The organism is Priestia sp. 40 (genome assembly GCF_049368575.1).
Classification (GTDB): domain Bacteria; phylum Bacillota; class Bacilli; order Bacillales; family Bacillaceae_H; genus Priestia; species Priestia zanthoxyli.
Window position 1 is genome coordinate 44,125 of record NZ_JBMPZA010000005.1, and the last position, 23,417, is coordinate 67,541.

At 39.6% G+C, this 23,417-nt stretch carries 26 protein-coding genes; 6 read left to right on the forward strand and 20 right to left on the reverse strand.

The genetic code is table 11. The annotated features are described in order from the left end of the window. Positions 1-15 precede the first annotated feature (15 nt). The 4 genes from ACO1DI_RS01040 to ACO1DI_RS01055 all read left to right on the forward strand — a co-directional run bounded on the left by ACO1DI_RS01040 (position 16) and on the right by ACO1DI_RS01055 (position 2,949). Complete coding sequence (locus tag ACO1DI_RS01040) at positions 16-1,398, forward strand: PepSY-associated TM helix domain-containing protein (RefSeq protein ID WP_371906005.1); 1,383 nt, start codon at positions 16-18, stop codon at positions 1,396-1,398. Between the two features lie 29 nt (positions 1,399-1,427). Further along, positions 1,428-1,892, forward strand: a complete 465-nt coding sequence (locus tag ACO1DI_RS01045; RefSeq protein WP_371906006.1) for a FixH family protein — start codon at positions 1,428-1,430, stop codon at positions 1,890-1,892. A gap of 140 nt (positions 1,893-2,032) precedes the next feature. After that, positions 2,033-2,455, forward strand: a complete 423-nt coding sequence (locus tag ACO1DI_RS01050; protein WP_013057949.1) for a NucA/NucB deoxyribonuclease domain-containing protein — start codon at positions 2,033-2,035, stop codon at positions 2,453-2,455. Between the two features lie 140 nt (positions 2,456-2,595). Next, entirely contained in the window at positions 2,596-2,949 is a 354-nt protein-coding gene (locus ACO1DI_RS01055; protein ID WP_225049451.1) for a DUF1516 family protein, read from the forward strand. Between the two features lie 40 nt (positions 2,950-2,989). Here the strand turns inward: ACO1DI_RS01055 and ACO1DI_RS01060 are convergent, their stop codons facing one another. The 3 genes from ACO1DI_RS01060 to ACO1DI_RS01070 all read right to left on the reverse strand — a co-directional run bounded on the left by ACO1DI_RS01060 (position 2,990) and on the right by ACO1DI_RS01070 (position 5,694). Next, on the reverse strand, positions 2,990-3,583 hold the full coding sequence (locus ACO1DI_RS01060; RefSeq protein WP_115654367.1) for a hypothetical protein: 594 nt from the start codon (positions 3,581-3,583) through the stop codon (positions 2,990-2,992). A 153-nt stretch (positions 3,584-3,736) separates the two neighbouring features. Continuing rightward, positions 3,737-4,393, reverse strand: coding sequence for a TetR/AcrR family transcriptional regulator (locus ACO1DI_RS01065; RefSeq protein ID WP_014459240.1), 657 nt, complete (start codon positions 4,391-4,393; stop codon positions 3,737-3,739). 23 nt (positions 4,394-4,416) lie between these two features. Further along, positions 4,417-5,694, reverse strand: coding sequence for a glycosyltransferase (locus tag ACO1DI_RS01070; protein WP_182420968.1), 1,278 nt, complete (start codon positions 5,692-5,694; stop codon positions 4,417-4,419). 299 nt (positions 5,695-5,993) lie between these two features. On the opposite strand from ACO1DI_RS01070, the gene ACO1DI_RS01075 reads away from it, so the two are divergent. Beyond that, a complete protein-coding gene (locus ACO1DI_RS01075) occupies positions 5,994-6,539 on the forward strand; it encodes a GNAT family N-acetyltransferase (RefSeq protein ID WP_014459238.1) in 546 nt (181 codons plus the stop codon). A 131-nt stretch (positions 6,540-6,670) separates the two neighbouring features. Here ACO1DI_RS01075 and ACO1DI_RS01080 read toward each other — a convergent pair whose 3' ends face one another. The 17 genes from ACO1DI_RS01080 to ACO1DI_RS01160 form a co-directional block, all read right to left on the reverse strand. Beyond that, on the reverse strand, positions 6,671-7,156 hold the full coding sequence (locus ACO1DI_RS01080; RefSeq protein WP_209367044.1) for a hypothetical protein: 486 nt from the start codon (positions 7,154-7,156) through the stop codon (positions 6,671-6,673). Positions 7,157-7,234: 78 nt separating this feature from the next. Continuing rightward, a complete protein-coding gene (fsa, locus tag ACO1DI_RS01085) occupies positions 7,235-7,903 on the reverse strand; it encodes a fructose-6-phosphate aldolase (RefSeq protein ID WP_209367046.1) in 669 nt (222 codons plus the stop codon). A gap of 50 nt (positions 7,904-7,953) precedes the next feature. After that, a complete protein-coding gene (gnd, locus tag ACO1DI_RS01090; protein WP_226701380.1) occupies positions 7,954-8,847 on the reverse strand; it encodes a phosphogluconate dehydrogenase (NAD(+)-dependent, decarboxylating) in 894 nt (297 codons plus the stop codon). 30 nt (positions 8,848-8,877) lie between these two features. Then, the gene (tkt, locus tag ACO1DI_RS01095) at positions 8,878-10,872 is read right to left on the reverse strand and encodes a transketolase (RefSeq protein ID WP_014459234.1); all 1,995 of its coding nucleotides are present in this window, start codon (positions 10,870-10,872) and stop codon (positions 8,878-8,880) included. A gap of 28 nt (positions 10,873-10,900) precedes the next feature. Then, positions 10,901-12,403 carry a glucose-6-phosphate dehydrogenase gene (gene zwf / locus ACO1DI_RS01100; RefSeq protein ID WP_014459233.1) on the reverse strand — a complete coding sequence of 501 codons (1,503 nt, stop codon included), beginning with the start codon at positions 12,401-12,403 and terminating at the stop codon, positions 10,901-10,903. Positions 12,404-12,851: 448 nt separating this feature from the next. Then, complete coding sequence (locus ACO1DI_RS01105; protein WP_423144979.1) at positions 12,852-13,223, reverse strand: hypothetical protein; 372 nt, start codon at positions 13,221-13,223, stop codon at positions 12,852-12,854. A 264-nt stretch (positions 13,224-13,487) separates the two neighbouring features. Next, positions 13,488-14,342 carry a GAF domain-containing protein gene (locus ACO1DI_RS01110; protein ID WP_013057961.1) on the reverse strand — a complete coding sequence of 285 codons (855 nt, stop codon included), beginning with the start codon at positions 14,340-14,342 and terminating at the stop codon, positions 13,488-13,490. A 316-nt stretch (positions 14,343-14,658) separates the two neighbouring features. Then, positions 14,659-15,225, reverse strand: coding sequence for a GNAT family N-acetyltransferase (locus tag ACO1DI_RS01115; RefSeq protein WP_182420974.1), 567 nt, complete (start codon positions 15,223-15,225; stop codon positions 14,659-14,661). Between the two features lie 233 nt (positions 15,226-15,458). Continuing rightward, a complete protein-coding gene (locus tag ACO1DI_RS01120; RefSeq protein ID WP_205664200.1) occupies positions 15,459-15,848 on the reverse strand; it encodes a VOC family protein in 390 nt (129 codons plus the stop codon). 5 nt (positions 15,849-15,853) lie between these two features. Beyond that, entirely contained in the window at positions 15,854-16,423 is a 570-nt protein-coding gene (locus tag ACO1DI_RS01125; protein WP_290098693.1) for a shikimate kinase, read from the reverse strand. Positions 16,424-16,434: 11 nt separating this feature from the next. Continuing rightward, positions 16,435-16,887 (reverse strand): hypothetical protein, encoded by a 453-nt coding sequence (locus tag ACO1DI_RS01130; RefSeq protein ID WP_423144980.1) that lies wholly within the window; start codon positions 16,885-16,887, stop codon positions 16,435-16,437. 230 nt (positions 16,888-17,117) lie between these two features. Then, on the reverse strand, positions 17,118-17,813 hold the full coding sequence (locus ACO1DI_RS01135) for an ABC transporter ATP-binding protein (protein ID WP_140451336.1): 696 nt from the start codon (positions 17,811-17,813) through the stop codon (positions 17,118-17,120). Then, positions 17,813-18,898, reverse strand: a complete 1,086-nt coding sequence (locus ACO1DI_RS01140) for an ABC transporter permease (RefSeq protein WP_423144981.1) — start codon at positions 18,896-18,898, stop codon at positions 17,813-17,815. Before ACO1DI_RS01140 ends, ACO1DI_RS01135 begins: the two co-directional genes overlap by 1 nt. A gap of 72 nt (positions 18,899-18,970) precedes the next feature. After that, on the reverse strand, positions 18,971-20,353 hold the full coding sequence (locus ACO1DI_RS01145; protein WP_014459223.1) for a sensor histidine kinase: 1,383 nt from the start codon (positions 20,351-20,353) through the stop codon (positions 18,971-18,973). Then, on the reverse strand, positions 20,350-21,024 hold the full coding sequence (locus tag ACO1DI_RS01150; RefSeq protein ID WP_243549524.1) for a response regulator transcription factor: 675 nt from the start codon (positions 21,022-21,024) through the stop codon (positions 20,350-20,352). Before ACO1DI_RS01150 ends, ACO1DI_RS01145 begins: the two co-directional genes overlap by 4 nt. Before the next feature lie 163 nt (positions 21,025-21,187). Continuing rightward, positions 21,188-22,069, reverse strand: a complete 882-nt coding sequence (locus ACO1DI_RS01155) for a PhzF family phenazine biosynthesis protein (RefSeq protein ID WP_243549525.1) — start codon at positions 22,067-22,069, stop codon at positions 21,188-21,190. 14 nt (positions 22,070-22,083) lie between these two features. Next, positions 22,084-22,428 carry a YunG family protein gene (locus tag ACO1DI_RS01160; protein WP_115654383.1) on the reverse strand — a complete coding sequence of 115 codons (345 nt, stop codon included), beginning with the start codon at positions 22,426-22,428 and terminating at the stop codon, positions 22,084-22,086. 190 nt (positions 22,429-22,618) lie between these two features. Here ACO1DI_RS01160 and ACO1DI_RS01165 point away from each other — a divergent pair, with 190 nt between their 5' ends. Continuing rightward, positions 22,619-23,392, forward strand: coding sequence for a DUF2628 domain-containing protein (locus ACO1DI_RS01165; RefSeq protein ID WP_014459219.1), 774 nt, complete (start codon positions 22,619-22,621; stop codon positions 23,390-23,392). Positions 23,393-23,417: the final 25 nt, after the last annotated feature.

Sequence of the window (23,417 nt, forward strand, 5' to 3'; positions counted from 1 at the left end):
GAGGAAAAGAGAAAAATGATGCAGGAAAAGCGAGAAGAATCAGCGAGTACAACTAAACAAAGCACCGGGCGTTCTCAAGGCCTGTACAAAACCATATGGCGCTGGCATTTTTATGCAGGTTTAGTGTTTACTCCGTTTCTTCTTATATTAGCTGTTACTGGCGGGATGTATTTATTCAAGCCTCAAATTGAAGAAAAACTGTATCACGACTTGTATCATGTACAAGCTCAGTCACAGTCCGTATCTCCTTCAGCACAAGTACAGGCTGTAAAAGAAAAGTATCCTGGTGCTACCGTGTTGACTTATCAACCAAGCGATCACTCTACTCGTTCTTCAGAAGTAGGAATTTCATTAAAAGACGATACATATACGATTTTTGTTAATCCTCACAATGGTCACATTGTAGGAAAACTGGATGATTCAAGTCGCTTAATGAATCAAATTGAAGAGTTTCACGGAGAGCTGATGGCAGGCACCACGGGTGATCGTATCGTAGAACTTGCGGCCTGCTGGGCGATTGTCTTAATTGTAACCGGTGCTTTTTTATGGTGGCCGCGCAAAAAAGACAAAATAAAAGGCGTACTGATTCCTCGTTTTTCAAAAGGTAAAAACGTGCTTGCACGAGACCTTCATGCAGTACCGGCCTTTTGGATTTCAGCCGGGATGCTTTTTCTCGTCCTAACAGGCCTTCCGTGGTCAGGACTGTGGGGCAATGCCTTTCAGCAAATCGCCACAAACGCAGGCGTTGGATACCCCCCTTCTATTTGGGTAGGGAGTGCGCCTACTTCAACCGTGCAAACAAAAGATGTAGCGGACGTGCCTTGGGGAGCTGAAACGTTAGAAGTGCCAAGCTCCACATCTTTGCAATATACAAAAGTATCGCTTGATGACATTGTAGGTATTGCAAAAGAACAGCATATGCACGATGGCTACACCATTTCCATTCCGCAAGAGCCTCAAGGTGTGTATACGCTCTCTGTTTTTTCACCAAGAGCACAAGATGAAGCAACGATTCACCTTGATCAATACACCGGCGCCGTTTTAGCAGATTATCGGTACGACAACTATGGATTTATGGGCAAATTGATTGCGCTTGGTATTACGCTTCATAAAGGCACACAGTTTGGATTAATAAATCAGCTTATTGGCCTTATTATTTGTATAGGAATTGCTGGTATCACGATCAGCGGAGCCTTACTGTGGTGGAAGCGAAAACCCGCTAAAAACATGGGGGCTCCTAAAGTTCCTGAAGGAAATGCAATGCGCATCGTGACGTGTATAATCGTGGTATTTGGTATCCTCTTTCCTTTAGTTGGACTATCCTTGATTGTCGTGTGGCTTTTAGATTTCTTTGTCATCAAACGAATTCCAGCATTGAAGCGGTTTTTAAACGCATGATTTATGAAACTATGTGAGGTGCAGTAACAATGAACAAATGGAAAATGTCCGGACTGGTCATACTCAGTACGATTGTACTTTCCGCGTGCTCTGTAGACAGTAACGCAGATCAGCTCTACAAGCAGCCAAAGCCTCTGTCTGCGCATGTGATGCTTCCTGAAAATATAGAGCCACAGAGCACACAGGTGTTAGAAGTGCACGTAATGCAAGAAAATAAAACGGTGGATGATGCCAAAATCGTTCAGTTTAAAGTGTGGAAAAAAGATGCTCCCGGTAAAGTCGAAACAGCAAAGGCACATTATGACGGCAGTATGTATAAAGCAAAAGCAACTTTTAAAGAGGATGGTATTTACTATATTAAAACGGATATTAACGCGCGCGGTGAGCACATCCTTCCTACTCAGCAAGTCGCAGTAGGCAATTTATCTAAAGAAGAGTTACGTTCACTGCAGCCAGCTGAAAACGAAACGCACCATCATCACTCTCATCATTAGACATAAGCTCACGTTCAGCAGCTGTACGTGAGCTTATGTTTTTCTCATGAATTGTAGCTAGTTCCATTATATGTTTTTACATTTTTTTCTTATTACTTTAAAATAAAAGTGATAAATGTTTATTAAAGGAGTTTTACAGATTGAAAAAAATTGTTTCTGGTATTTTAATTTTAGTATTAGCCGTTATTGTTATGATTGAAGGAAATCCGTTAGAGCAGAACTCTTCAACGAATACCTCCTACGATGAAGTAATTACCTTCCCTGCTGATCGTTACCCTGAAACTGCAGCGCACATTCAACATGCAATCGATAAAGGAAAATCGGCTGTTTGTACAATCGACCGAGACGGGGCTGAGGAAAACCGCCGTGAGTCTTTAAAAGGCATTCCGACTAAAAGCGGCTATGACCGAGATGAGTTTCCGATGGCCTTTTGTGAAGAAGGCGGAAGCGGTGCAGATATTGAATATGTAAAGCCTTCAGACAACCGAGGCGCCGGTTCTTGGATTTCACATCAAGTAGATGAGTTTCCAGACGGTACGAAGGTTTTAATTGAAGTGAAGTAAAAAGAATGGTCGTGATGACCTTTCTTTTTTTATATTAAAAGTCTGCAAAAAATGAAAAATTGCTCTTGCCTAAAGATACTCTTCACTTTTAAAATAAAAACGTGTGTGTTACATATATGCATCATTGTTTTATAGGAGGAATGAGTTTCTTGGACAATCTATGGCAGCAGCTACTCCCTGCCTCATGGCAATTAACTTTATTTATTTTCTTTTTTGTCTATATCTTGCGCTACAAACAAGAGAATAAATTCAGCATGCAGCTCCACTTGCTGCTTAAGTTTCTTTATGCCGTTATTTTGATTTTAAATGCGGTGTTGTTTTTAGTGGAAAGTCAGCGCGATTTTCTTTTTTATGCAACGCTTTTCATGAGTATCCTGACGATTATTTTGATGGAGTTCACGCTTTCTGCAAAAAAACAGAACGAGCTTGATTTTATTTCAGCCGTTTCTTGCTGTGTTCTTCCGATTTTTATTTCTTTACTTGAACTTAGTTAATGAACCAAAGGCCTCTGGTGATTCAGAGGCCTTTTTGATGTTATTGATCTTTGTTGTTACGGTCCATCATATCTTTTGGATCTTCTACAATATCTTCTGGATCACGGTTGTTGTCTTTTTCATCATCTCGATACATCTTGTCATTTTTATCTACGCCAGGCACGTTATTGTTGTTGTTCATATTGTCTAAGCCCGTGTTTACAAACGAAACGTATACTTTGTCGATTTTACTATCTGCTTCTCTCACGCGGTCCGCAATTTTTTGTTCAAAATCAGTTGAGACTTCATGGTAAGTATCGCCGTTGTACGTTACGTTGTTGACCTTGCCGTTATCATTGTTGTCCGCTGCGTCATTTCCAGCTAAATCTACCGTTACATAGGCATTATTATTATCGCGAAGCACATATGCATCATCAACTTCCTTCATATCTTCTACATTTTGTGCTGCTTCAACTGACTTAGTCGGCTGATCTGTGTTATCCATTGGGATATTGTTATCAACCCCGTCGTTTGTAGAAGTGTTGCGTAAGTCATTTTGAGTATTGTCCATTGCGTTATTGTCCTTATTTCCTCCGCACGCAGCTAGGCCTGAAAGGAAAAGAACCGAAGAAGCAATGATAAGCCCTTTTTTCATTTTTTCCATCTCCTTAAATATAGTTTGCAGTTGTATTATGCTTAATTTTTGCAAAACTATTCAAAGCGAGACGGAGAAGTGACACACCATTTTTCTAAACATACCTAACACTGCTGGCAATACTAAGAGGAATTTTTAAGGTTGCAGCTGTATTTATTCTCCTAAAAGCTTTCGGACGGCTATTGACAGTGTGTTTATATGACGCTCTACGTTTGTCTCCTCTGCAGCTTGTTTCTGTCCATCTACGTTGTAGACCAGCGCTGGATTTTGCGTAATTCCGTTGATCGCTGTAGCCATAAAAGCTAGCAGTTCAGCTGTTGGTACAGCCGGAGAGAAATTTTTTACTTCGATTTGTTCGGCGATAAAGTCATGAAGCTTCTTTTGAATATATTTAAGGTTAGATACTTCAACTAGCTGATCTTCAATTTTCATAAAACGCTGAGGGTCTTTTGAATACAACGCTACTAGTTCAAAGTAAATTTCTCCTCCTGCTGTCATTGATTCTTGGATATGCTCTCCAATATACATAATAAAATCATGCAGCATTTCAAAGGGATCTTTATTGGTCTGAAGTAGGGCTTCAATTTTATCTTTTACTTTATGGCTGACACTTTCTTGATTAAGAAGTCCGACAAATACTTCATCAAGGTTTGAAAAATATTTGTATACGCCTCCTTGACTCATTCCAGATTCCAGAACGATATCTCGCATGGCTACATCATGCACCGGTTTGCTCTTGCATACTCTTTTGGCGGCTTCTAAAATCTCTTGCTTCTTTTTTTCAGCGTATCCTTCCCTTACTTTTGGCATTTTTTTCACGCTCTCTTACTTTTTTATTTATTCCTGAATGTCTCGAGTGTATTAATAATTACCTGAGCTGCTTTTTCGGCTCCTTTTTCAGCTCGGATTTGTTTTCCGATTTCTTGTGCTTTGGATTGAATTTCATTAACTTGCGTATAGGAAATAGCTGCGGATAATTTTTCAGCCGTCAATTCTTTTCTCGGAATGGCTTTTGCTCCAGCTCCAAGCTCGTGAATTTTTCTTCCCCAAGCGAATTGGTCATTTCCATAAGGAATAATAACACTTGGAACGCCAGCTCGAAGGCCTTCGGCTGTTGTTCCTGCTCCTCCGTGATGAACAACGGCAGACATTTTAGGAAACAGCCACTCATGAGGAATATCTTTTACAAAGAAAATGTCTTCTGCTATCCCCTCCGTGTGATTCATTCCACTTCCTCCTGTATTGATGATACCTCGTTTCCCGGAGAGTTTTAAAGCTTTAATCACTAAAGCAGTCGTTTCGTCTGCGTTTTTTTTATCACCAACACTTCCAAATCCAATATAAACTGGCGGTTCTCCAGCCTTTAAAAATCTTTCCAGCCTCTCTTCCGGCTCATAGCTATGGTCACTGTCCATAAACCAATTTCCGTAGGAATGAACGTGTTGAGGCCAATCTTTAGATACGGAAAATACGGCGGGACTTGATGAAACAATGGTTGGGTTAGCTGCTGTACGCTGCTTTGGGTACGGACATGAAAAATCGTTAGGTCCTTCTCCATGCTGCTGAACCCAATATTTTTTTAAAGGACCACTTACTACCTTCCAAAATCCCCATTCAAAAATACGGTGCGTCAGCTTGTTATATGTTTTTCCAAACCGTGGTCGATCATAAAAGATCAACGCTGGATAATCTTTTGTTGGTGTCATTGGAAAAGGGCTCGCTAGAATGCTTGGTATATTCATCTCTTTAGCAGCAAAATAACCAATTGCTGCACCTGGATGATATACAATTGCATCGGCTCCTTTACAGGCCTTATGCAAATCTTCTTGTATATTAACCATCATACCCATCATCTTTTCATTTTTTAAGCTTGAAAAGAATTTGAGAGGATTGTCTGCATTAATCGCATCGTCTGCTGCTCCGCTCTCTATAATTTTAGAAACATCACCTCGAAGCATGGCATATTCGAATCCATACGACTCTATGAAATTTTGATAAGCTTCTGAAGCCGCAATTCGTACACGGTATCCTTTCTTTTTCAACTCTAATCCTAAAGCCATAAAAGGCTGGGTATCTCCTCGAGTTCCTGTTGTTAACATCGTAATAAGCATGATTTCAGCCCCCTTATATTAAAACGACAATGTTGTCGTTTTAATATAATGTACCTTTCTTGAATTAATTCGTCAATAAAAAAACGACAACAATGTCTTTTTTATTGCTATCCTTTATTTTCCTAAGGCTCTTTTCGTAAAGATTGTTGCTTTTAATTATAACCAGGAAAAATTTACTCTTTATAGTAGTGTATAAAGAGAGGTTCATTCAGCTAAAGGACAGTAATGTTGAATAAGATAGGATTTACTTATCCTTAAATAAAATTTTTTCAAAACATCATAAAAGGAAGTGTGTAATATTGGGTAGTGAAAGTAAACTCACTATTTCTCCATTAAATAATGACTTAATAGAGGATATCAATATGACAAATGATTATTTTAAGCTATATGGTAGAGTTGTCCCCAGTTTACAATCAGGCAAGTGGTCTTATAAAGAAGTTCTTTTTGATGAAGCTAGAGAAACACGTTTTCCAGATGACAAACTTGATTGGAACCAATATATAAACCAAGAGGATAAATCTTTGTTTTTAGCTTATATGAATACTACTTGCATAGGACAGATTAGAATAAGTAAGGATTGGAATCGCTTCTGTTATATTGAAAACATTGCTACTAAAAAAGATTATAGAGGCAGTGGAGTCGGAAAGTTGCTCTTAAATAAAGCAGAAGAGTGGGCAAAACAAAGAAAACTTATAGGAATGTCCTTGGAAGCACAAGATGATAATCTTGGTGCATGCAGATTTTATGTGAAACAAGGGTTTATACTAGGTGGAGTTGACACACTAAAGCAGTCATATAATCCTACTATTGAAACCACTTTATACTGGTATAAGTTATTTAAGTAATAGGGACTTTAGCGGAAAGAACCTTTCCTAAAGATAAACCCGCTCTTTATAAAAAATGAAAAAAGATGCTTCGCGTTTTAAACGAAGCATCTTTTTCTATTGCAGCTATGAATACTTACCTACTTTTTAAGTCAAACTGCTCGTGAGGCAGCTAATTTCTCAATAGGGGCTTGTTCGATGTCTGCTGCTGATATAGTCAGCAACTTTTCTAAAACAGCCGTTATGCCCTTATTTGTTTCATTACTTTTTTTGCAGTCATTAATATGCTGGTTTAATTGTTTTTTATAAGCCTCGGTATGAATGAGCCACTGACTTAAAAGCGCTTTTGTCGCCTTTCTTTCGTCTTCGCTTTTAGCTCCAAATAAGCTCTCCATATCAGGTTCTTGAATAGTTAGCTTACTAAAATCTTCGCTTACTGCAAGCCAAAAATAGTTCTTTTCGTATTCGTAATATCTGTGTTCTTTTAATAAAAAGTAGCCAATTTCAAATTCAATGCGATAGAGCGGCTGATTAACTTTCGGTGCATGAAGGCTTTTAAAGTTAATATGCTCTACATCATCTACATAAACTTCTGAACCGTATTGGGTTTTAATAATTTTAGCGTCTACTGTATTCATGATGTTTACCTCTTTAAGGATATTATGAGAGAACGCGTGCATTCTTTTTCTAGAATGCGCACGTTCTTTATCTTTTACTTAGTTTTGAACAGCGTTTTTCCAATCAGCCGCAAACTTTTCAATTCCTTGTTCGGTTAAAGGATGTTTGACAAGCTGCTCGATTACTGAATATGGAATAGTTGCAATATGAGCTCCGGCAAGGGCTACGCGTGTAACGTGATCCGGATGTCTTACAGAAGCCGCAATGATTTGAGAGTCGATATTTTGAATGCGGAACAGCTCGGCAATTTTAGCCACAAGCTGCACGCCGTCTTCTGAAATATCATCAAGGCGACCCAGGAACGGAGATACATATGTTGCACCTGCACGAGCTGCTAAAAGCGCTTGGTTTACAGTGAAAATAAGCGTTACGTTTGTTTTTACACCTTTTTTAGCAAGGTAGCGAGTTGCTTCTAATCCAGCAATTGTCATTGGAAGCTTAATCGTAATGTTTTGATCCCCGCCGTTAATTTTGATTAGTTCTTCTGCTTGCGCAATCATGTCTTCTGCTGTTTCGGCATCCGGCGTCACTTCTGCTGAAACGGATTCTACTTCTGGAACGGTTTTTAAAATTTCTTCAATACGATCTTCAAACTTTACGCCTTCTTTTGCAACAAGAGAAGGGTTTGTTGTGACGCCAGATAAAACCCCCACTTTGTATGCTTTTTTAATATCCTCAAGGTTTGCAGTATCAATAAAAAATTTCATTTTTTCATTCCTCCATTAGTTTTTTTTTACTATACCCACTATTTCACTTGTTATTTCTTTTCCACAGCATGACCGCCAAACTCGTTTCGAAGCGCGGAAACTACCTTTCCTGTAAAGGTATCATCTTCAAGCGAGCGATAGCGCATCAATAAAGACATCGCGATAACCGGCGTAGCTGTTTGAAGGTCTAGAGCCGTTTCGACCGTCCACTTCCCTTCACCAGAAGAGTTCATAACTCCTTTGATGTCATCTAGCTTAGCATCTTTAGAGAATGCATTTTCCGTTAATTCCATGAGCCATGAACGAATAACAGATCCGTTATTCCATACTCTCGCCACTTTTTCGTAATCATAGTCGAACTGGCTTTTTTCAAGAACTTCAAATCCTTCTCCGATTGCTGCCATCATGCCGTATTCAATGCCGTTATGAACCATTTTTAAAAAGTGGCCGCTCCCTGCTTCTCCAGCATATAGATATCCGTTTTCTACTGCTGTATCGCGGAAGATAGGTTCAACAATTTCCCACGCTTCACGATCTCCGCCAATCATATAGCAAGCTCCGTTACGAGCGCCTTCCATTCCGCCAGATGTTCCAACGTCCATAAAGCGAATTTTGTTTTCTTTTAACTCGTTATAGCGTCGAATAGACTCTTTGTAATGAGAGTTTCCAGCTTCAATTACGATATCTCCTTCAGCTAAAAGAGGAGATATTTCACTAATAACAGAATCAACAACCGTATGAGGAACCATCAGCCATACGACTCTTGGCATTTCTAATGACTGAACAAGCTCCTGTAAGCTTGATACTCCTGACGCACCGTACCCTTTCATTTGTTCCACTGCGTTTGAATTTACGTCAAATGCTACAACGTCATGACGCTGATCCAATAAGTTTTGTCCTAAGTTAATCCCCATTTTCCCTAAACCAACTAATCCTACTTTCATGTGAACAGCTCCTTCTATTTGTCTTATTGTTTAAGCCTTTAGCAATTCTTTTGCTTGTGCCACTACGTTTTCTTCTGTAAATCCAAACAGCTTCATCACATCAGCTCCGGTTCCTGAAGCACCGAATGTGTCAATAGCTAACACTTTTCCTTTTTGTCCTACAAAACGTTCCCAGCCAAGTGAAATTCCCATTTCTAGAGAGATTCGTTTTGAAACAGATTCAGGCAAGATGCGCTCTTGATACTCTTTTGACTGTTTGCCAAACAGCTCCCAGCTAGGCATTGCTACAACTCGAACAGATGTACCTTCACGCTCTAGCTGAGCTTTTGCACTGACCGCTAGTGCTACTTCAGAACCTGTGGCGATGAAAATCAGCTCTGGCTTATCGTCTGTTTCGGTTAATACGTAAGCTCCTTTAGCTAGGTCGTTGATATTTTGTTTTGTTTCTTCAAATACAGGCAAGTTTTGACGGCTAAGCACTAAGGCTACAGGACCTTCCACTTGCTGAAGCGCATAAGCCCAAGCGCTAGCTGTTTCGTTTGCATCAGACGGACGGATTACGGTAAGCCCTGGAATTGCACGAAGAGAAGCTAAATGTTCAACGGGCTCATGAGTTGGTCCATCTTCTCCTACTGCTATGGAATCATGAGTAAACACATATGTGACCGGCAGCTTTTGCAGTGCAGCTAAACGAATCGCTGGACGCAAGTAATCATTAAAAACAAAGAATGTGCTGACAAACGGCTTCACACCACCGTGAAGAGCCATTCCATTACCGGCCGCTCCCATTGCGTGTTCACGTACTCCGAAATAAATATTTCGATTACCGAAATATCCTGGTGCGTAAGGGCCTTCTTCTTTGATGTCCGTCATCGTGGAATGCGATAAATCAGCGCTTCCGCCAAAAATAGATGGCACAGATTTAGTGAAATAATTAATAGCTTCTCCGCTTGCAACACGAGTCGACATCGCTTTTTCTGATGAAAATGTTAAAATATCATTCACTTCAATTAACGCTTCGCCCGTAATGGCACGTTCTAATTCATCAGCCAGCATAGCGTATTCTTTTTGGTAAGAAGCAAACAGCTTATTCCACTCTGCTTCTGCTTTCATCCCTTTTTCTTCTAGCTTTTCAAAATGAGCTTTTACTTCTTCTGGAACATAGAAGTTTTCTTCAGCTTCCCAGCCGTAGGCTTGTTTTGTTGCTTTTGCTTCTTCTTCTCCAAGCGGATTACCGTGTGCTTTATTTGTTCCCGCTACTTTTGGACTTCCGTAGCCAATAATGGTTCTCACTTCGATAAGCGTTGGCTGTTCGGTGTTCTGCTTCGCTTTTTCGATGGCGTTTGTGACTTCTCCTACGTCATTTCCATCTTCTACACGCAAATACTGCCAGTTTGCAGATTCCGCTCTTTTCTGGATATTTTCACTAAACGAAAGATTTAATTCCCCGTCTAACGAAATATCGTTGGAGTCATATAAAGCGATAAGTTTGCCAAGCTTCATATGGCCAGCCATGGACATCGCTTCATAAGAAATTCCTTCCATCAAGTCACCATCACCTACTAAGGTATACGTATAGTGATCAATGACAGGAAAATTGGGTTGATTAAATTTTGCTGCTAAGTGAGCTTCTGCCATTGCCATTCCGACTGCATTAGCAATTCCTTGACCTAAAGGACCTGTTGTTGCTTCCACGCCGTCCGTATGACCAAATTCAGGATGACCCGGTGTTTTACTGTTTAGCTTGCGAAAGCTTTTTAAATCTTCTATTGATACATTGTATCCGCTTAGATGCAGCATGCTATACAGCAAGCTTGAGCCATGACCGGCTGATAAGATAAAGCGATCTCGGTTAAACCAGCTTGAATTTGCCGGATTATGCTGTAAGTGATTCGCCCATAGCGCATAGGTCATCGGAGCAGCTCCCATCGGAAGCCCAGGGTGTCCTGAATTAGCTGCGTTCACCGCATCAATTGACAGGGTGCGAATCGTATTAACTGCAAGTGTGTCTATGTTGGTACTCATGTTTCATCCTTCTTTCGCTTTGTTTGTATTAAACTGGCTGCACTTCGCGTGATGGACTCGCTGTTTCTTCATCCAACCACCATTTAAAGCCGTCTTTTTCTAAAAGTGCATGTGATGCATCAGGGCCGTGTGAACCGGCAGCATATTTGTGAAGCGGCACTGTATTTTCATCAAATGCTTCAAGAAGCGGCTGAACCCATTCCCAAGCTAGCTCTACTTCTTTCCAATGAGCAAAAAATGTAGAATCTCCGGCACATGCATCTGCAATAAGGCGCTCATATGCTTCCGGTGCTCCTTCTTGCTGACCTGAAAAATTAATTTGCACAGGCTCAATATGACCATGATTAAATGGATTTTTGCTGTTCAACTGCAGCGTAATATTTTCATGCGGGTTGATTTCAATAATCAACAGATTTGGAGATGTTGTTTCTCCTTTGTCTAAGTACAACTCTTTTAACGAGTCTTTGAATTCAATAACAATTCGCGTCGCTTTTTCCGCCATTCTTTTCCCTGTACGAATGTAGAAAGGAACGCCTTTCCAAAGCGAATTATCGATGTATAGTCTTGCTGCTAAAAACGTGTCCGTCTGCGAAGATGGTGATACACCAGGCTCGTTTATGTAGCCCTCCACTGAAGACCCGTTTATTTTTCCAGCTTCATATTGACCGCGAACAACGTCTAGGTCCATATCTTCTTTTACAAGCGGACGAAGCGCTTTTAACACATTTATTTTTTCGTTTCGAATATCATCAGCGCTAATGCGAGCCGGTAAGTGCATGGCCGTCATCATCAGCATTTGCAGCATGTGATTTTGAACCATATCTCGAATGGCACCTGAATGGTCATAATAGCTTGCTCTTTCCTCTACGCCGACCGTTTCACTTGCTGTAATTTGTATATTCGCAATATGTTCGTTATTCCATAATGATTGAAGAATAGGATTAGCGAATTCCAGCGCTTCTAAATTTTGCACCATCGACTTGCCAAGATAGTGGTCAATGCGGTAAATCTCTTCTTCTTTAAACGCTTTGCTTAAATTTTCGTTTAATTGTCGAGCTGACTGTAGATCATGGCCAAAGGGTTTTTCAATAATTAACCGTTTCCAACCTTTTGTAGCACCTAAGCCACTGTCTTTAATATGCTCAGCAATTGTACCGAAAAATTCTGGTGCAACGGATAGATAAAACATTCGGTTGCTTGGAATGTTCAGTTCTGCTTCTCGTGCTTCTACTAGATTTAACAAATTTTTATAATCTTCAGCATTTGTTGCGTCCAATTGGCTGTAGCGAAAAGCTGATAGAAAATGCTGCATAAGAGATGAATCTTTTTCGACGCGACGTGAAAAAGTATGAATAGATTCTTCTACTTTTTTCTGAAAATCTGCATCGGACATCTCCCTTCTGCCTAGTCCTACAACAGAAATTGATTTAGGGATTTTCCCGTCTACAAATAAATTATAGAGTGCAGGATAAATTTTGCGTTTCGCTAAATCACCTGTTGAACCGAATAAAACAAAAGTCATCGCTTCCATATCTCTTCCTCCTGTTAGGAAAAATATAATCTTTTAAAAAGTAACTTTTTTTTTACTCGTTACTTTATGTAACCTATCTTATTCCTGAAATATTTTTTCGTCAAGATATAAAACTCGTAAAAAATCATTTCATTTTTTCTTTTGTTATTTAAACCTTATGACAGCTTATCTCGGTTAGTTTATGGAAAAATAATGAAAATACTTTTTAGTTGAATTTAGAAAATAAAACTGCTTTAATGGATTTGATAGAATTGTATGAAAGTAAAAGCATACATAATGTTTGCATATGTACCAAGGGAAATTATCAAAAGGTGGAAGTAATATGGAAGCTCAGCTGATCAAGATACCTGAAGATCTATCTGTTTTTTTACATAGAAAAATCGTAGCTCAATCCAAAAAAGTCACCGGAAGTTGACCTCTTTTTTTGAGCTACACTCACACTTTAACTTTAATGCGTCACTGCGACAAGAAGCATAAGCATCATATAGAGGTTAAAAACAGCAAGTAAAACAAGAACGATATAGACTAGTTTTTTACCTATTTTACCTAAGAAGTAGACGTTGACTAACGTAAAATACACGCCTGCTGCGCATAAAACGAACGTAAGAAACTCTTTAGACTCGTTCAACGTCATTTGAAAATCTTGATTATAGTAAATTCGGAGATCTTTACTAATAGTGAACGGCACGGTCCACCACCTGATCAAAATTCCAATAAACATAAGTATTCCTATTGTGTTTAAAGTGGACTGAAGTGTTCTCCGATGTTTCTTTCTCATATCCACATCCGTTTGTGCGGACCTTTTAAAGTTTGCTCGCATGTATTTCCCCCCATGATGTTTTTGCATACAGCAAAAGGGTCATCAGCCATACACAGGTCTCTCCCCGGCTATTTCTTACACCATCAAAAGGTGCGTAATGATCATCACGCAAGGCTTCAATGAAGCTACATTCTCTATCTATATTCACTTTATGCTGCATTTGATGCTTTCACAGCTTCTGAGCATACCAGCTTGTTTTTCGTTTCGTATTGAATTATATACATACACAAAAATAAGCCCTGGCTGATAGAGCCAAGGCTTGGTTCATGTTTTGATTAAGTTATACCCCACACATTGAAGAGCTTGTTGAATATTTTTCACAACTTTTAACTGTAAGTTTCTCAAATCATGATTTTTAATTTGCTCTTTCGCAAATGTTGGCGTTACACCTGTTATAACTGCTTGAGCACCCATGAGCTGAAGTGCTGTAATCATTTTAAAGAAGAAATTCGGAAACTCTTTTTCTCTCAGAAGCAATTTCGATAAATCAATGATAAAGTAATCTATTTCATTATGAGCTGCATCGTGAAGCACATCTGTCATAATCTGATCCGCACGCTCTTTATCAATAATACCTTGAAGAGAAAGAATCGAAACACCTTCTGTAATTGGAATAATTGGGACGCTTAAAAATCCCATCTGATATCGTGTTTCATCCAGATCGATCATGTGGGATAAGATACCGGCCATTGATTGTAAAAAATCAATGTCTTCTCCTGAAAATTCTTTTTCTTCCTTATCCATTACACAGAGTGTTCCAAATACATTTCCTTTTAAATCTTTTAATGTAACACCTAAAAAACCTTTTACCTGCAATTGATCCGTTACTTCTAGCTGTCTTGTAACGGCATCCTTCATCAGATTTGCCGTATGCATAACGTCTCCGTCATTCATAATAATTAAGCGGCAGTATGTACCTCCGTATTCAACGCTGTATCCTTCAGGAATAATCTCTTCCTTCTCGTTATATGAGCTGAGGACCGTCATCGCTGTTTCTCCTCTTCTAGTTACGTACGTTGTGCTGACATTCAGTTGTTTGGTAATAACCTCAAATAATTTTTGCGAAACAGACCGCAGTGAATAAAAATGAGGAACTTTATTTTCTCCATCAACGTTCATTTAGTTACCTCCATCGCAACTATCATTCTCTCTGCCATAAGTGCATTCTTTCATAAAGATACCCACAGCTTGGCTATAACTTTTTTGTAGTATGAGAGAGGACGGCTATATTGCCTCTTTTCTATCTTATACATGCTAGATTTGACATATGACATGATTTCACATAAGAAAAACTTCTTCCGTTCATGAAGGAAGAAGTTTTAAATTATATAAAAATCTCACACGTCCCCATTTTCCCTCTATTCCCCTCTATTCCCCGTATTAGGATATATCAAACTAAACTGCCTAGTTCAATGACAACATAGCACAAAGGGTATTAGAGCTCCTGCTTCATCTTTTTGTTCCATTCTCTTCGCAGAATTCCCATTTTGACACTATCAAAATATTCCCCGTTTACGATACGAGCTTCTCTGATTCTTGCTTCTTCTTTCATACCTATTTTTGCCGCTGTTTTGATCATTCTGATATTGCCTGACCACGTAGACATGCCGAGCCTATGCAAAGGTGTAAACTCAAATAAAAAGTCGATCCACATTCCATAAGCTTCTGTCCCATATCCTCCGCTCCAATAGTCTGAGTCGTAAATGACAATTCCAGTTTCCAACCAGTCTGTATGTTTGTCCACCCAGTAACAGCTCACCGTTCCTACAGCTGTTTCATCAATAATAACCGCAAGCATTCGGGGAACTGATGGATAAATCTCATACTCTTCTTCCCATGAATTCATATACTTTTCTTTCGTCAGCTTTCGATCTGGTATGTACGGAGCATTCCATTTTTTCGCTTCTTGTTTTTTCTCTTCGTATTTCCAGTAATAGAGCGTATTAACATCTTCCTGTGTCGCTTCTCTTAATAACACTTTTTCTCCTATTAATTTTATCATGAGAGGCATTACTCCTTGATTTATGAAATGGCTTATTAAATTTTAGAAACTTAAAGCGACTCTTAATACACGTTTATACAATCATAGCGTTAAATAATGAAGAAAAGGAGTAAATTTATAAAGAATAGTATTGCTACTGCCAATCAGCAGATGAAAATGAAAAGTAACTTATCCTGCTTTGCCTGTAAAACACCGAGACAATATATATGCTCCCGGTGTTTTTTGTTTTTGCTCTATTTATTATTCGCGTTTTCCATAACTGCAAAATAATTATCTTCACTGTCTGAAAAGTTAAAGACTTTTCCTGAAGGCATAGATACGATTTCTCCCACCGTTACGCCTTTAGCTGTTAAATCCCTGTATAATTCATCCACATTCTCTGTAAAAAACATCAGTGAAGGAGTCCCGACATTTAATTCTGGCTGCATTTTTGCTATTAGCTGTTTGTTATGAAGGATAATGGTTGTTTCAGCATTCGCTGCCGGTGCTAGCTCAATCCACTTCATACCTTGTTCATTCTCTTGTTGAGAAATTACTTGAAATCCCATTTTGTCTGTCCAAAACTTTACCGCTTGATCTTGGTCGTTTACATACACCATAATTTGACCGACTTTTGTAATCATTGTTTTCACTCCTTTGATATATTTGATATACATGAAATAATTTCTTCCGCTACTGTATCTGCCGACTTTTCCTTTGTGTAGATCGTTTGCTTTGCTAACTTTTGATTTGACGGATGCGTTACAAAATGTTTGTTAAGCTCAAAAACATCTTTATCATCTGTTATTTGATGCAGCCTTTGATGTAATATCTGTATGGACTCTTCTTTATCAACACTCGGAAGCAGTAAAAATAGAGACTGGTAAGGTTTTAACGTCTTTTCTACTTGTTGAAACAGCTTTATGTCTTCATACACCGAGTGACCGGCGCCAAAATCAATGACCGCATGCTTGTGCTCTTCTAGTATTCTTTTAACAGCATAGGCTTCAAACGGTTTCCAATAGGCGTACATGCCTTGAAATCCTTGTTTTTCTCGAATTTGTTGCTGTGTTTCTTTGCTGAATCCTATTTCCCGGTAGTAGGAAAATCGCACTTCATCCATTGAGCACTGAGGAATATTTAGTTTGGTTGCCACTTTTTCACCGACCGTCGTTTTTCCAGCGCACATAGGTCCAATGAGAATAATAGGGGTTTGCATATGCTCTCTCCTTATTTCACTTCCAATACAAACGCGTACGATGCATCTCCATTAGATACATTTTGTTGACTTTCATCCATCCACCACACTGAATATGAGTAGTAGTACGTGCCTGCTTCAGAAGGTGCTTTCAGCTTATTTTTCTTCAGTGGTATTTCCACTTCATGGCTGTTTTGTATTTGTGCCATATGCTTTTCGTTGGGCTGACGCTTATACTTGATAACAAGCGATAGCGATTCATTTGCTTTTACTTTAATCGGCTGTTCTGTTTTTAACAATTCTAAAGGGCCTGCTTTATCCACACACGTGCTTTCCCAGCAGTAAGTGCCAACTTTTGTTTCATAAAGATGGTTGCTTGCTTCGAGATACGCTTTTGGCGGAGATTCTTCAAGAACTCCACTGCTTGAACATCCTGTAAAGCTTGCCATGAGAAGTCCAAACGCGACTGTTTTCCATTTCCTCATCATTTCATCACCTTTTTACTATTTCTTCATTGTTCCGTTATCTCCTGTTTCTTACTTTCTAAATAGCATTGCTTTATTTTCACTACACGCTTTTTAATAAAATGGAATATGAATACCTAACTGATTTACTAATAAAGGAGTGAACGTATGGAGGCGTCAAACCGAGACGACAAATATGCACATGATGAAGAACGCAAAAAAGTGCTGCTCTTGTCAAGAGCAGCACTTTTTTAGACTTGCACGCTATTTGATTCTACTAATTTCCCATCTTCCATCCACACAACGCGATCGCATAAATCCAGCATTCTTTGGTCATGGGTAACCATTACAGCTGATTTGCCCCTTAGCTTTACTTCATCTGCGAGCATTTGCACGACTGCTCTTCCTCGCTCTGAATCCAAGCTTGCCGTAGGCTCGTCTGCAAAGATAATTTCAGGGTTATTCATCCACGCTCTTGCAATCGCTACCCGCTGACGTTCTCCGCCGGATAGACTTTCAGGGTAGTGATGTTTTCGATGAGCAAGTCCTAGCTTTTCAAGCAGATCATCCGCTCTTTTTTTTGCTTCTTGATTTCGATTTCCCTCTAGTTCCGTGACAAGAAGAAGCTGATCGCGAACCGTTAAATACGGGATTAAATTAGCTGATTGAAAGATAAAGCCGATTTTCTTCAGACGAATACTGTTCATTTGTGATGGAGACATTTTATTAATCTCGTCTCCGTCAATAATTACACGTCCGCTAGACGGTGAAAGCAGCGCCCCTGCAATAGATAAAAAGGTACTTTTCCCAGAACCAGAAGGCCCGACTATAGCCACAAGCTCTCCAGCTTTCACACGCAGCGATAGGTCATTTAACACGACTACAGCGTTTTCTCCGTCTCCAAACGACTTGCTAACACTCTCTAAAACTAATTTTTCTTCACTCATTACACAGCTCTCCCAATCGCTTCAACCGCATCTACTTTTGCTACGCGATACAGCGACAATAATGAACTCAGTACAGAAACAGCTATAAACAGCGCCGAACAGCCTGCGATTAGCGATAAATCCAAGTGAAATGGCATCAAATCCGGCAATATAGCAGCTACTCCGTATGTCAATCCAATACTAATAGCAAGACTGCATAAAGTTAACACAACCACTTGAGATAAAATCGTTCGCGCTAAATAGCTTGTTTTTGCTCCTATCGCTTTTAACACGCCAAACTGATTCATTTTTTGAAGCGTCATCACGTAGAAGAAAACGGCTAAGACAAAAGCTCCAATGATAAACAGAAACGCGACCATCATTAAAAGTGAGCCCTGTTCTTCTTGATAACCCGGAATTCCTTTTAACGCTTCATCCTTACTGATTACATCGATTTCAGCTTCTTTTTTTTGAAGAGTCTGTGCTTGCTGGCTGTTCATATTCAATACGACTGCATTAAACGCACCTGTGCTTTCAATTGTCTTCCACTCTGTAAGATTAATATGAATAACAGGCGCGTGACTAAACGACTGATTTTTTGTAAAACCAACAATCCTAAAGCTTTTTCCTGAAGCCGTATCTTTTATCGTATCACCCAGCTTTACTCCTTCTTCTTTTAGCGAAGAGTCCGCCACGGCTTCATGTTTCGCATCGTCCGTAATCATCTTCCCTTCCGTTATGTTCGGAGCTAAAAAGCCGCTTGTGCTTATGGCAAAAAACGAGGCGTCTATTTTTTTCTCTTTTTCTTCATTTATAACGGCTGTCATCATCACACCAAGCGGCTCAGCATTTTTTTGGCCGCTTAGTTGTTGAATATCTTCTGTTTTGTTTATAGATAAAACAGAGCGCGTCAGGCGCTGATCCGCTTCTTTTTGAAGCGCAACGTAGTTACCTTTCATTTCTTGAACAGCTGAAGCATTGTCAGAGGAAAGCCCCTTCGCTAAGCCTGATACAAAAAGCACAAGCCATACAATTAACACCATAATCACGCCAATGAGTAAATAGCGCAGCTTCGCATGTTTTAATTCACGTAAAGCCAAAAACATCTTTCTTTCATCTCCTTTTTTAATTCTATTTAAAGTATAAAAATAGAAAATGAATGGAAGATGAACGGCTCATTACATTTTCGGAAGATAGACGTGAAAGGTGCTGCCTTTTCCTTTTTCGCTTTCAACGTGAATGGAACCTCCGTGCATTTCGACAATTTGTTTTACAATCGCTAAACCAAGACCGCTGCTTCCTTCCGTCCGACTTCTTGCTTTATCTTCTTTGTAAAAACGATTGAAAATATGCGGGAGGCTTTCTTTTGACATGCCGATTCCCGTATCTTGAAATTCTACGTGGCAATACGTGTCTTCCATACGAACGCGAAGAGACAGCGTCCCTCCTTCTTCTGTGAACTTTACGCTGTTTGTAATAAGGTTTGTCCACACTTGATGAAGCAGTTTTTGATCGCCTGAAATCATCGTGGAAGGAAGATCCATTTCAATGGCTAATTCTTTTTCACGCCAGCTCCACTCCGTCATAAACAGCACTTGCTTGATTTGAGCTGCAACGTCAAACGTCCTTTTGTCGATATGCTCACTTTCTTTATCAAGTGAAGCAAGCGTAAGCAGCTGTTTGCTGAGCGATGACATCCGCCTGCTTTCTTCTTCAATAATAGTCAGATACTCATTTCTTTGTTCATCAGAAAGATGGGCAGAACGGAGCGTTTTTGAAAATCCTTGAATGGACGCCAGCGGAGACTGAATTTCATGTGACACGTTCGATACAAATTCTTGGCGCATCTCTTCAAGCTGCTCTAAACTTTTAGCCATTTCGGAAAAATGTGAAGCAAGCGCGCCGATTTCGTCTCGGCGCTTTACGTACAGCTCAACGTTGTATTTTCCTTTTGCCACTTGCTTTGTTGCTTCCGTCAGCTTGACGATTGGTTTTACTAAATAACGCGTACTAATAAGTACAAATAAAATACTTAATACAATCATCAGCAGTAAAATGACCGAGAAAAAAATGCGCATTTCCCCAAACTGCAGCTGAATATCAGGGCGAATAAACAGCGCTTGCTGCTTGTTACTTTCTCCTTTTAACGGTACGCCGATGGTATTGGCTAACACATTATCAAAAAAACCCGTCACAAACACCTGTGAAGGAAAGTTTGCAATTCCGTGATACATTTTCCCGTCTAGAACTTGTTTGACGGCACTCTTTTCTAAGCGCTGATTTCTAAATTTCCGTCCGTAAAACGTCTCATGTCCGCTCCTGTCCACCACATATATTTGATAGCCCAGTTTACTAATATGCTGTAAATAAGCTTGTTGATCCACGCCCCTATTGCTTTCGTAAAAGCTCGCAATGTCTTTTGCCATACGCGTAAGCTTTTGATCGTTATACGGTTTTAAGCTGTACTGATAATAAACGTTTGCTAAAATAAACGCGAGGAGACTGCTAAATACCATTACAGCAATGGTCGTCAGGACAATCCGCAAATAGAGCGTCTTCATTTTGCCGTCACCTCAAGCTTATAGCCGACTCCTCGAACCGTCGTAATGACAAAATCATCGGTATGTTCAAACCTTTCGCGCAGCCTTTTTACGTGTACATCAATTGTGCGGTTATCTCCGTTAAAATCCGCTCCCCATATCAGATGAATTAATTCTTCTCTTGTGAAAATCCTTCCTGGATAGCTCGCAAGCTGAGCTAATAACTCAAATTCTTTCATTGGAAGAATGAACAGTCGCCCGCTACAGTGCACTTCATAGCTTTTTCGGTCGATAGAGGTGTTGTTCAGCACGATCATTTTTTCATTTACCACTTCGTACCGGCGAAGCAGTGCTTTAATTCGGAAAATCAATTCTTTTGGTTCAAACGGCTTTGTCACATAGTCATCCGTTCCTGCTAAAAAGCCTTTTTCTTTGTCTTCGAGCTGATCTTTTGCTGTTAATAAAATAATGGGAAAATCATAATAGTTGCGTATTTCTTCGCAAACTTCATATCCATCTTTATGAGGCATCATAATATCGACAACGGCTAAATGAATGTGCTGCTTAGCAAGCAGACCCGAAGCTTCCTCTCCGTCTTTTGCTTCATGCACCATATAGCCTTCAAGCTGCAAATAGTGACGAACTAATTGCCGCATATGCTCATCGTCATCCGCCAGTAAAATGTGAATCATTTTTTCTACCACTCCTTTTATGAACCATTTAAAATGGCGGCCTTTTGGCCGCCATCATTTATTCTTTCACTTTCTATCTGTTTACTAGTGTAACCAAACGCCGTGTTCATATTGCGTTTTTATTAGGGTAGAGACTCATTGTGAACAGCAGATGAACAGCTTGTTACAAAATCCATTCACCGCGCGCAATCATCTCTACTTTTCCGCCTACTTTAATGTGAAAAGTTTCTCCGTCATAACTAGCTTTTACATACAGCAGTGAAGGTCTTCCTATTTCGTATCCTTGTTCTACACATATGTCAATGGTTTGCTGATTAAAATAACCGTATTTAACTAAATATGCTGCCAAACAGCCGTTGGCGCTGCCGGTTGCTGCATCTTCTGGAACGCCGTAATAGTCCGCAAAATCTCGCGCGTTTACGTGATGATCTTCGTGATAGGTTTCCGGTGAAAAGACCATAATTGCTTTTGCTTCAGTGTTTTCTATCAGCTTGAAATATTTTTCTTTGTCTACATTTATCTCTTTAGCTGCTTCTAATGATGTTAACGGGACAAGGATGACCGGCAGACCGGTGGATACTTCTTGAACGGGAAAACGCATATCGATATAAGCTTCATCAAGGTTTAACACGTCCGCCACCTGCTTTTTATCTAACACTTTCCCAAACGTCGGCTGACCTTGTGTCATCCACAGCACATCTTTTTGTTCATCATATGTAACAGGCGTAGGACCTGCTTTATAATGAAGAGTAAGCTCCTCTGTATCTTTTTCTTCTAGTTCTTCTCGGATAACATAAGCGGTACCAAGCGTCGGATGGCCTGCAAATGGCACTTCTTCAGTAGGCGTAAAAATCCGTACGTCATATTCTCCTTTTTGTGGAGAAGCCGACGTAATAAACGTCGTTTCAGAGAAATTAATTTCTTTAGCCATTTGCTGCATCTCTTTGTCTGAAAGGCTTCCGGCGTCTTTAAAAACTGCGAGCTGATTTCCCGTATATTTTCTCTGTGCAAATACATCAACAATGGAATACTGAATACTTTTCATTTATGTGTTCCTTTCTAAAGGGAATTTTTATGTACAAAATGGGTCATTACGTTTTTCTTTAAAGCCTCATATTGCTCCTCATTCGTATCCATAAACGCTTCTTCCCGACTGGACAAAATGTCTGCATAATGGAGAGGCTCACGAAATTGTTCTTGTGTAAAATCATAGCGCTGTTCGTTGAGCTGATTATAGAAATGCCAGCCTTCTTTACACGGAGTTTTTAAAATATCTCCTCCTTTGATATCTTGAACGACAAGAGCTGTCACTCCGCACTGTCCTTTGGCAGGATTGTCGGCCGTCCACTTTGTGCTTGAATGAATTGACCACGATTGGTGCAGGGCTTTCTTTAAATGATTCATGCTCAAGCAGCTCCTTTTTCTTCAAATCTACCATATTATTCTTTTTTATGAAACTTCTTGTTGAAAAACCCATAGCACAAATATTCTTACTTTAAAAATAATTTAAGGAAGAATAGAAAAATACTAGAAATAATGTATAATAATAGAGTCATTTTAGATGATAGATTATAACCAATGAAAGGTGTTTTAAATGGAAGAACAAGCAGTAAATGAACTCGTTTCTTTTGAAGAAGAGCATAAAGTAGTTCGAACAAATACGTCCTATTATGATTTGAAGTGGGGAAAAACAGCTAATCCAGCTAAAAGCAACACGTGGAACTGGGCAGCCTTTTTTCTGACAAGCGCTTGGTTTGCATACCGAAAAATGTATAAGCACTTTTTTATTTTAACGCTTATTGAAGTAATTTGGTTTTCCCTTTTGTGCTTTGTAGACATACCAGAGTGGTCCGATGCAATTGTGTTCGGCGGTGCTTCACTTATTACAGGGCTATGTGCCAACCGCTGGTATTATAAGCACGTTAAAAACGTGTTAGCTCGAGCCGAAGCTCAGCCAGAGCAGCGGAAAGAAGCTTATTTGCAAATAAAAGGCGGCACTCACATCGGAATTGCTATTGGTTTAAGCATCTTAGCGCTTGTGATTACTTTTGGAGTCGGAGCGGGATTATCACTTTTACCAACAAAAACGAATATTAAAGATGTAGTTCGCTACGGCGACGAAGCAATTACGCTTGAAACGTACAACGATCATCCAAAATGGACCTATATTAAAAAAGAAGGCCGTCATCACGTTGTACAATTTACGGGCTACGATTATACAGAAAAAGAGCATGTGCGCATTGTGTTTAACGTTTATTTGGATAAACAAATTTACGAGTGGGACAAAATTTACATAAACGGCAAAAAGCTAAATAAAAAAGATGCGGAAGACTATGAATACTGGATTGAAGACAGTTCAGCATATTAAAAAGGTCAGCAAAAAAGAAAGGATG

What these genes read in the sequence shown, in the direction of transcription:
- ACO1DI_RS01080 (WP_209367044.1), bottom strand. Translation starts at nt 7,156, where the DNA reads ATGAATACAGTAGACGCTAAAATTATTAAAACCCAATACGGTTCAGAA.
- tkt (WP_014459234.1), bottom strand. Translation starts at nt 10,872, where the DNA reads ATGAGTACCAACATAGACACACTTGCAGTTAATACGATTCGCACCCTG.
- ACO1DI_RS01045 (WP_371906006.1), top strand. Translation starts at nt 1,428, where the DNA reads ATGAACAAATGGAAAATGTCCGGACTGGTCATACTCAGTACGATTGTA.
- ACO1DI_RS01110 (WP_013057961.1), bottom strand. Translation starts at nt 14,342, where the DNA reads ATGAACGTTGATGGAGAAAATAAAGTTCCTCATTTTTATTCACTGCGG.
- ACO1DI_RS01140 (WP_423144981.1), bottom strand. Translation starts at nt 18,898, where the DNA reads ATGTTTTTGGCTTTACGTGAATTAAAACATGCGAAGCTGCGCTATTTA.
- ACO1DI_RS01040 (WP_371906005.1), top strand. Translation starts at nt 16, where the DNA reads ATGATGCAGGAAAAGCGAGAAGAATCAGCGAGTACAACTAAACAAAGC.
- ACO1DI_RS01160 (WP_115654383.1), bottom strand. Translation starts at nt 22,428, where the DNA reads ATGAATCATTTAAAGAAAGCCCTGCACCAATCGTGGTCAATTCATTCA.
- ACO1DI_RS01145 (WP_014459223.1), bottom strand. Translation starts at nt 20,353, where the DNA reads ATGAAGACGCTCTATTTGCGGATTGTCCTGACGACCATTGCTGTAATG.
- gnd (WP_226701380.1), bottom strand. Translation starts at nt 8,847, where the DNA reads ATGAAAGTAGGATTAGTTGGTTTAGGGAAAATGGGGATTAACTTAGGA.
- fsa (WP_209367046.1), bottom strand. Translation starts at nt 7,903, where the DNA reads ATGAAATTTTTTATTGATACTGCAAACCTTGAGGATATTAAAAAAGCA.
- ACO1DI_RS01155 (WP_243549525.1), bottom strand. Translation starts at nt 22,069, where the DNA reads ATGAAAAGTATTCAGTATTCCATTGTTGATGTATTTGCACAGAGAAAA.
- ACO1DI_RS01065 (WP_014459240.1), bottom strand. Translation starts at nt 4,393, where the DNA reads ATGCCAAAAGTAAGGGAAGGATACGCTGAAAAAAAGAAGCAAGAGATT.
- ACO1DI_RS01135 (WP_140451336.1), bottom strand. Translation starts at nt 17,813, where the DNA reads ATGAGTGAAGAAAAATTAGTTTTAGAGAGTGTTAGCAAGTCGTTTGGA.
- ACO1DI_RS01105 (WP_423144979.1), bottom strand. Translation starts at nt 13,223, where the DNA reads ATGCGAGCAAACTTTAAAAGGTCCGCACAAACGGATGTGGATATGAGA.
- ACO1DI_RS01130 (WP_423144980.1), bottom strand. Translation starts at nt 16,887, where the DNA reads ATGAGGAAATGGAAAACAGTCGCGTTTGGACTTCTCATGGCAAGCTTT.
- ACO1DI_RS01165 (WP_014459219.1), top strand. Translation starts at nt 22,619, where the DNA reads ATGGAAGAACAAGCAGTAAATGAACTCGTTTCTTTTGAAGAAGAGCAT.
- ACO1DI_RS01120 (WP_205664200.1), bottom strand. Translation starts at nt 15,848, where the DNA reads ATGATTACAAAAGTCGGTCAAATTATGGTGTATGTAAACGACCAAGAT.
- ACO1DI_RS01115 (WP_182420974.1), bottom strand. Translation starts at nt 15,225, where the DNA reads ATGATAAAATTAATAGGAGAAAAAGTGTTATTAAGAGAAGCGACACAG.
- ACO1DI_RS01125 (WP_290098693.1), bottom strand. Translation starts at nt 16,423, where the DNA reads ATGCAAACCCCTATTATTCTCATTGGACCTATGTGCGCTGGAAAAACG.
- ACO1DI_RS01060 (WP_115654367.1), bottom strand. Translation starts at nt 3,583, where the DNA reads ATGAAAAAAGGGCTTATCATTGCTTCTTCGGTTCTTTTCCTTTCAGGC.
- ACO1DI_RS01055 (WP_225049451.1), top strand. Translation starts at nt 2,596, where the DNA reads ATGAGTTTCTTGGACAATCTATGGCAGCAGCTACTCCCTGCCTCATGG.
- ACO1DI_RS01070 (WP_182420968.1), bottom strand. Translation starts at nt 5,694, where the DNA reads ATGCTTATTACGATGTTAACAACAGGAACTCGAGGAGATACCCAGCCT.
- ACO1DI_RS01150 (WP_243549524.1), bottom strand. Translation starts at nt 21,024, where the DNA reads ATGATTCACATTTTACTGGCGGATGACGATGAGCATATGCGGCAATTA.
- zwf (WP_014459233.1), bottom strand. Translation starts at nt 12,403, where the DNA reads ATGGAAGCGATGACTTTTGTTTTATTCGGTTCAACAGGTGATTTAGCG.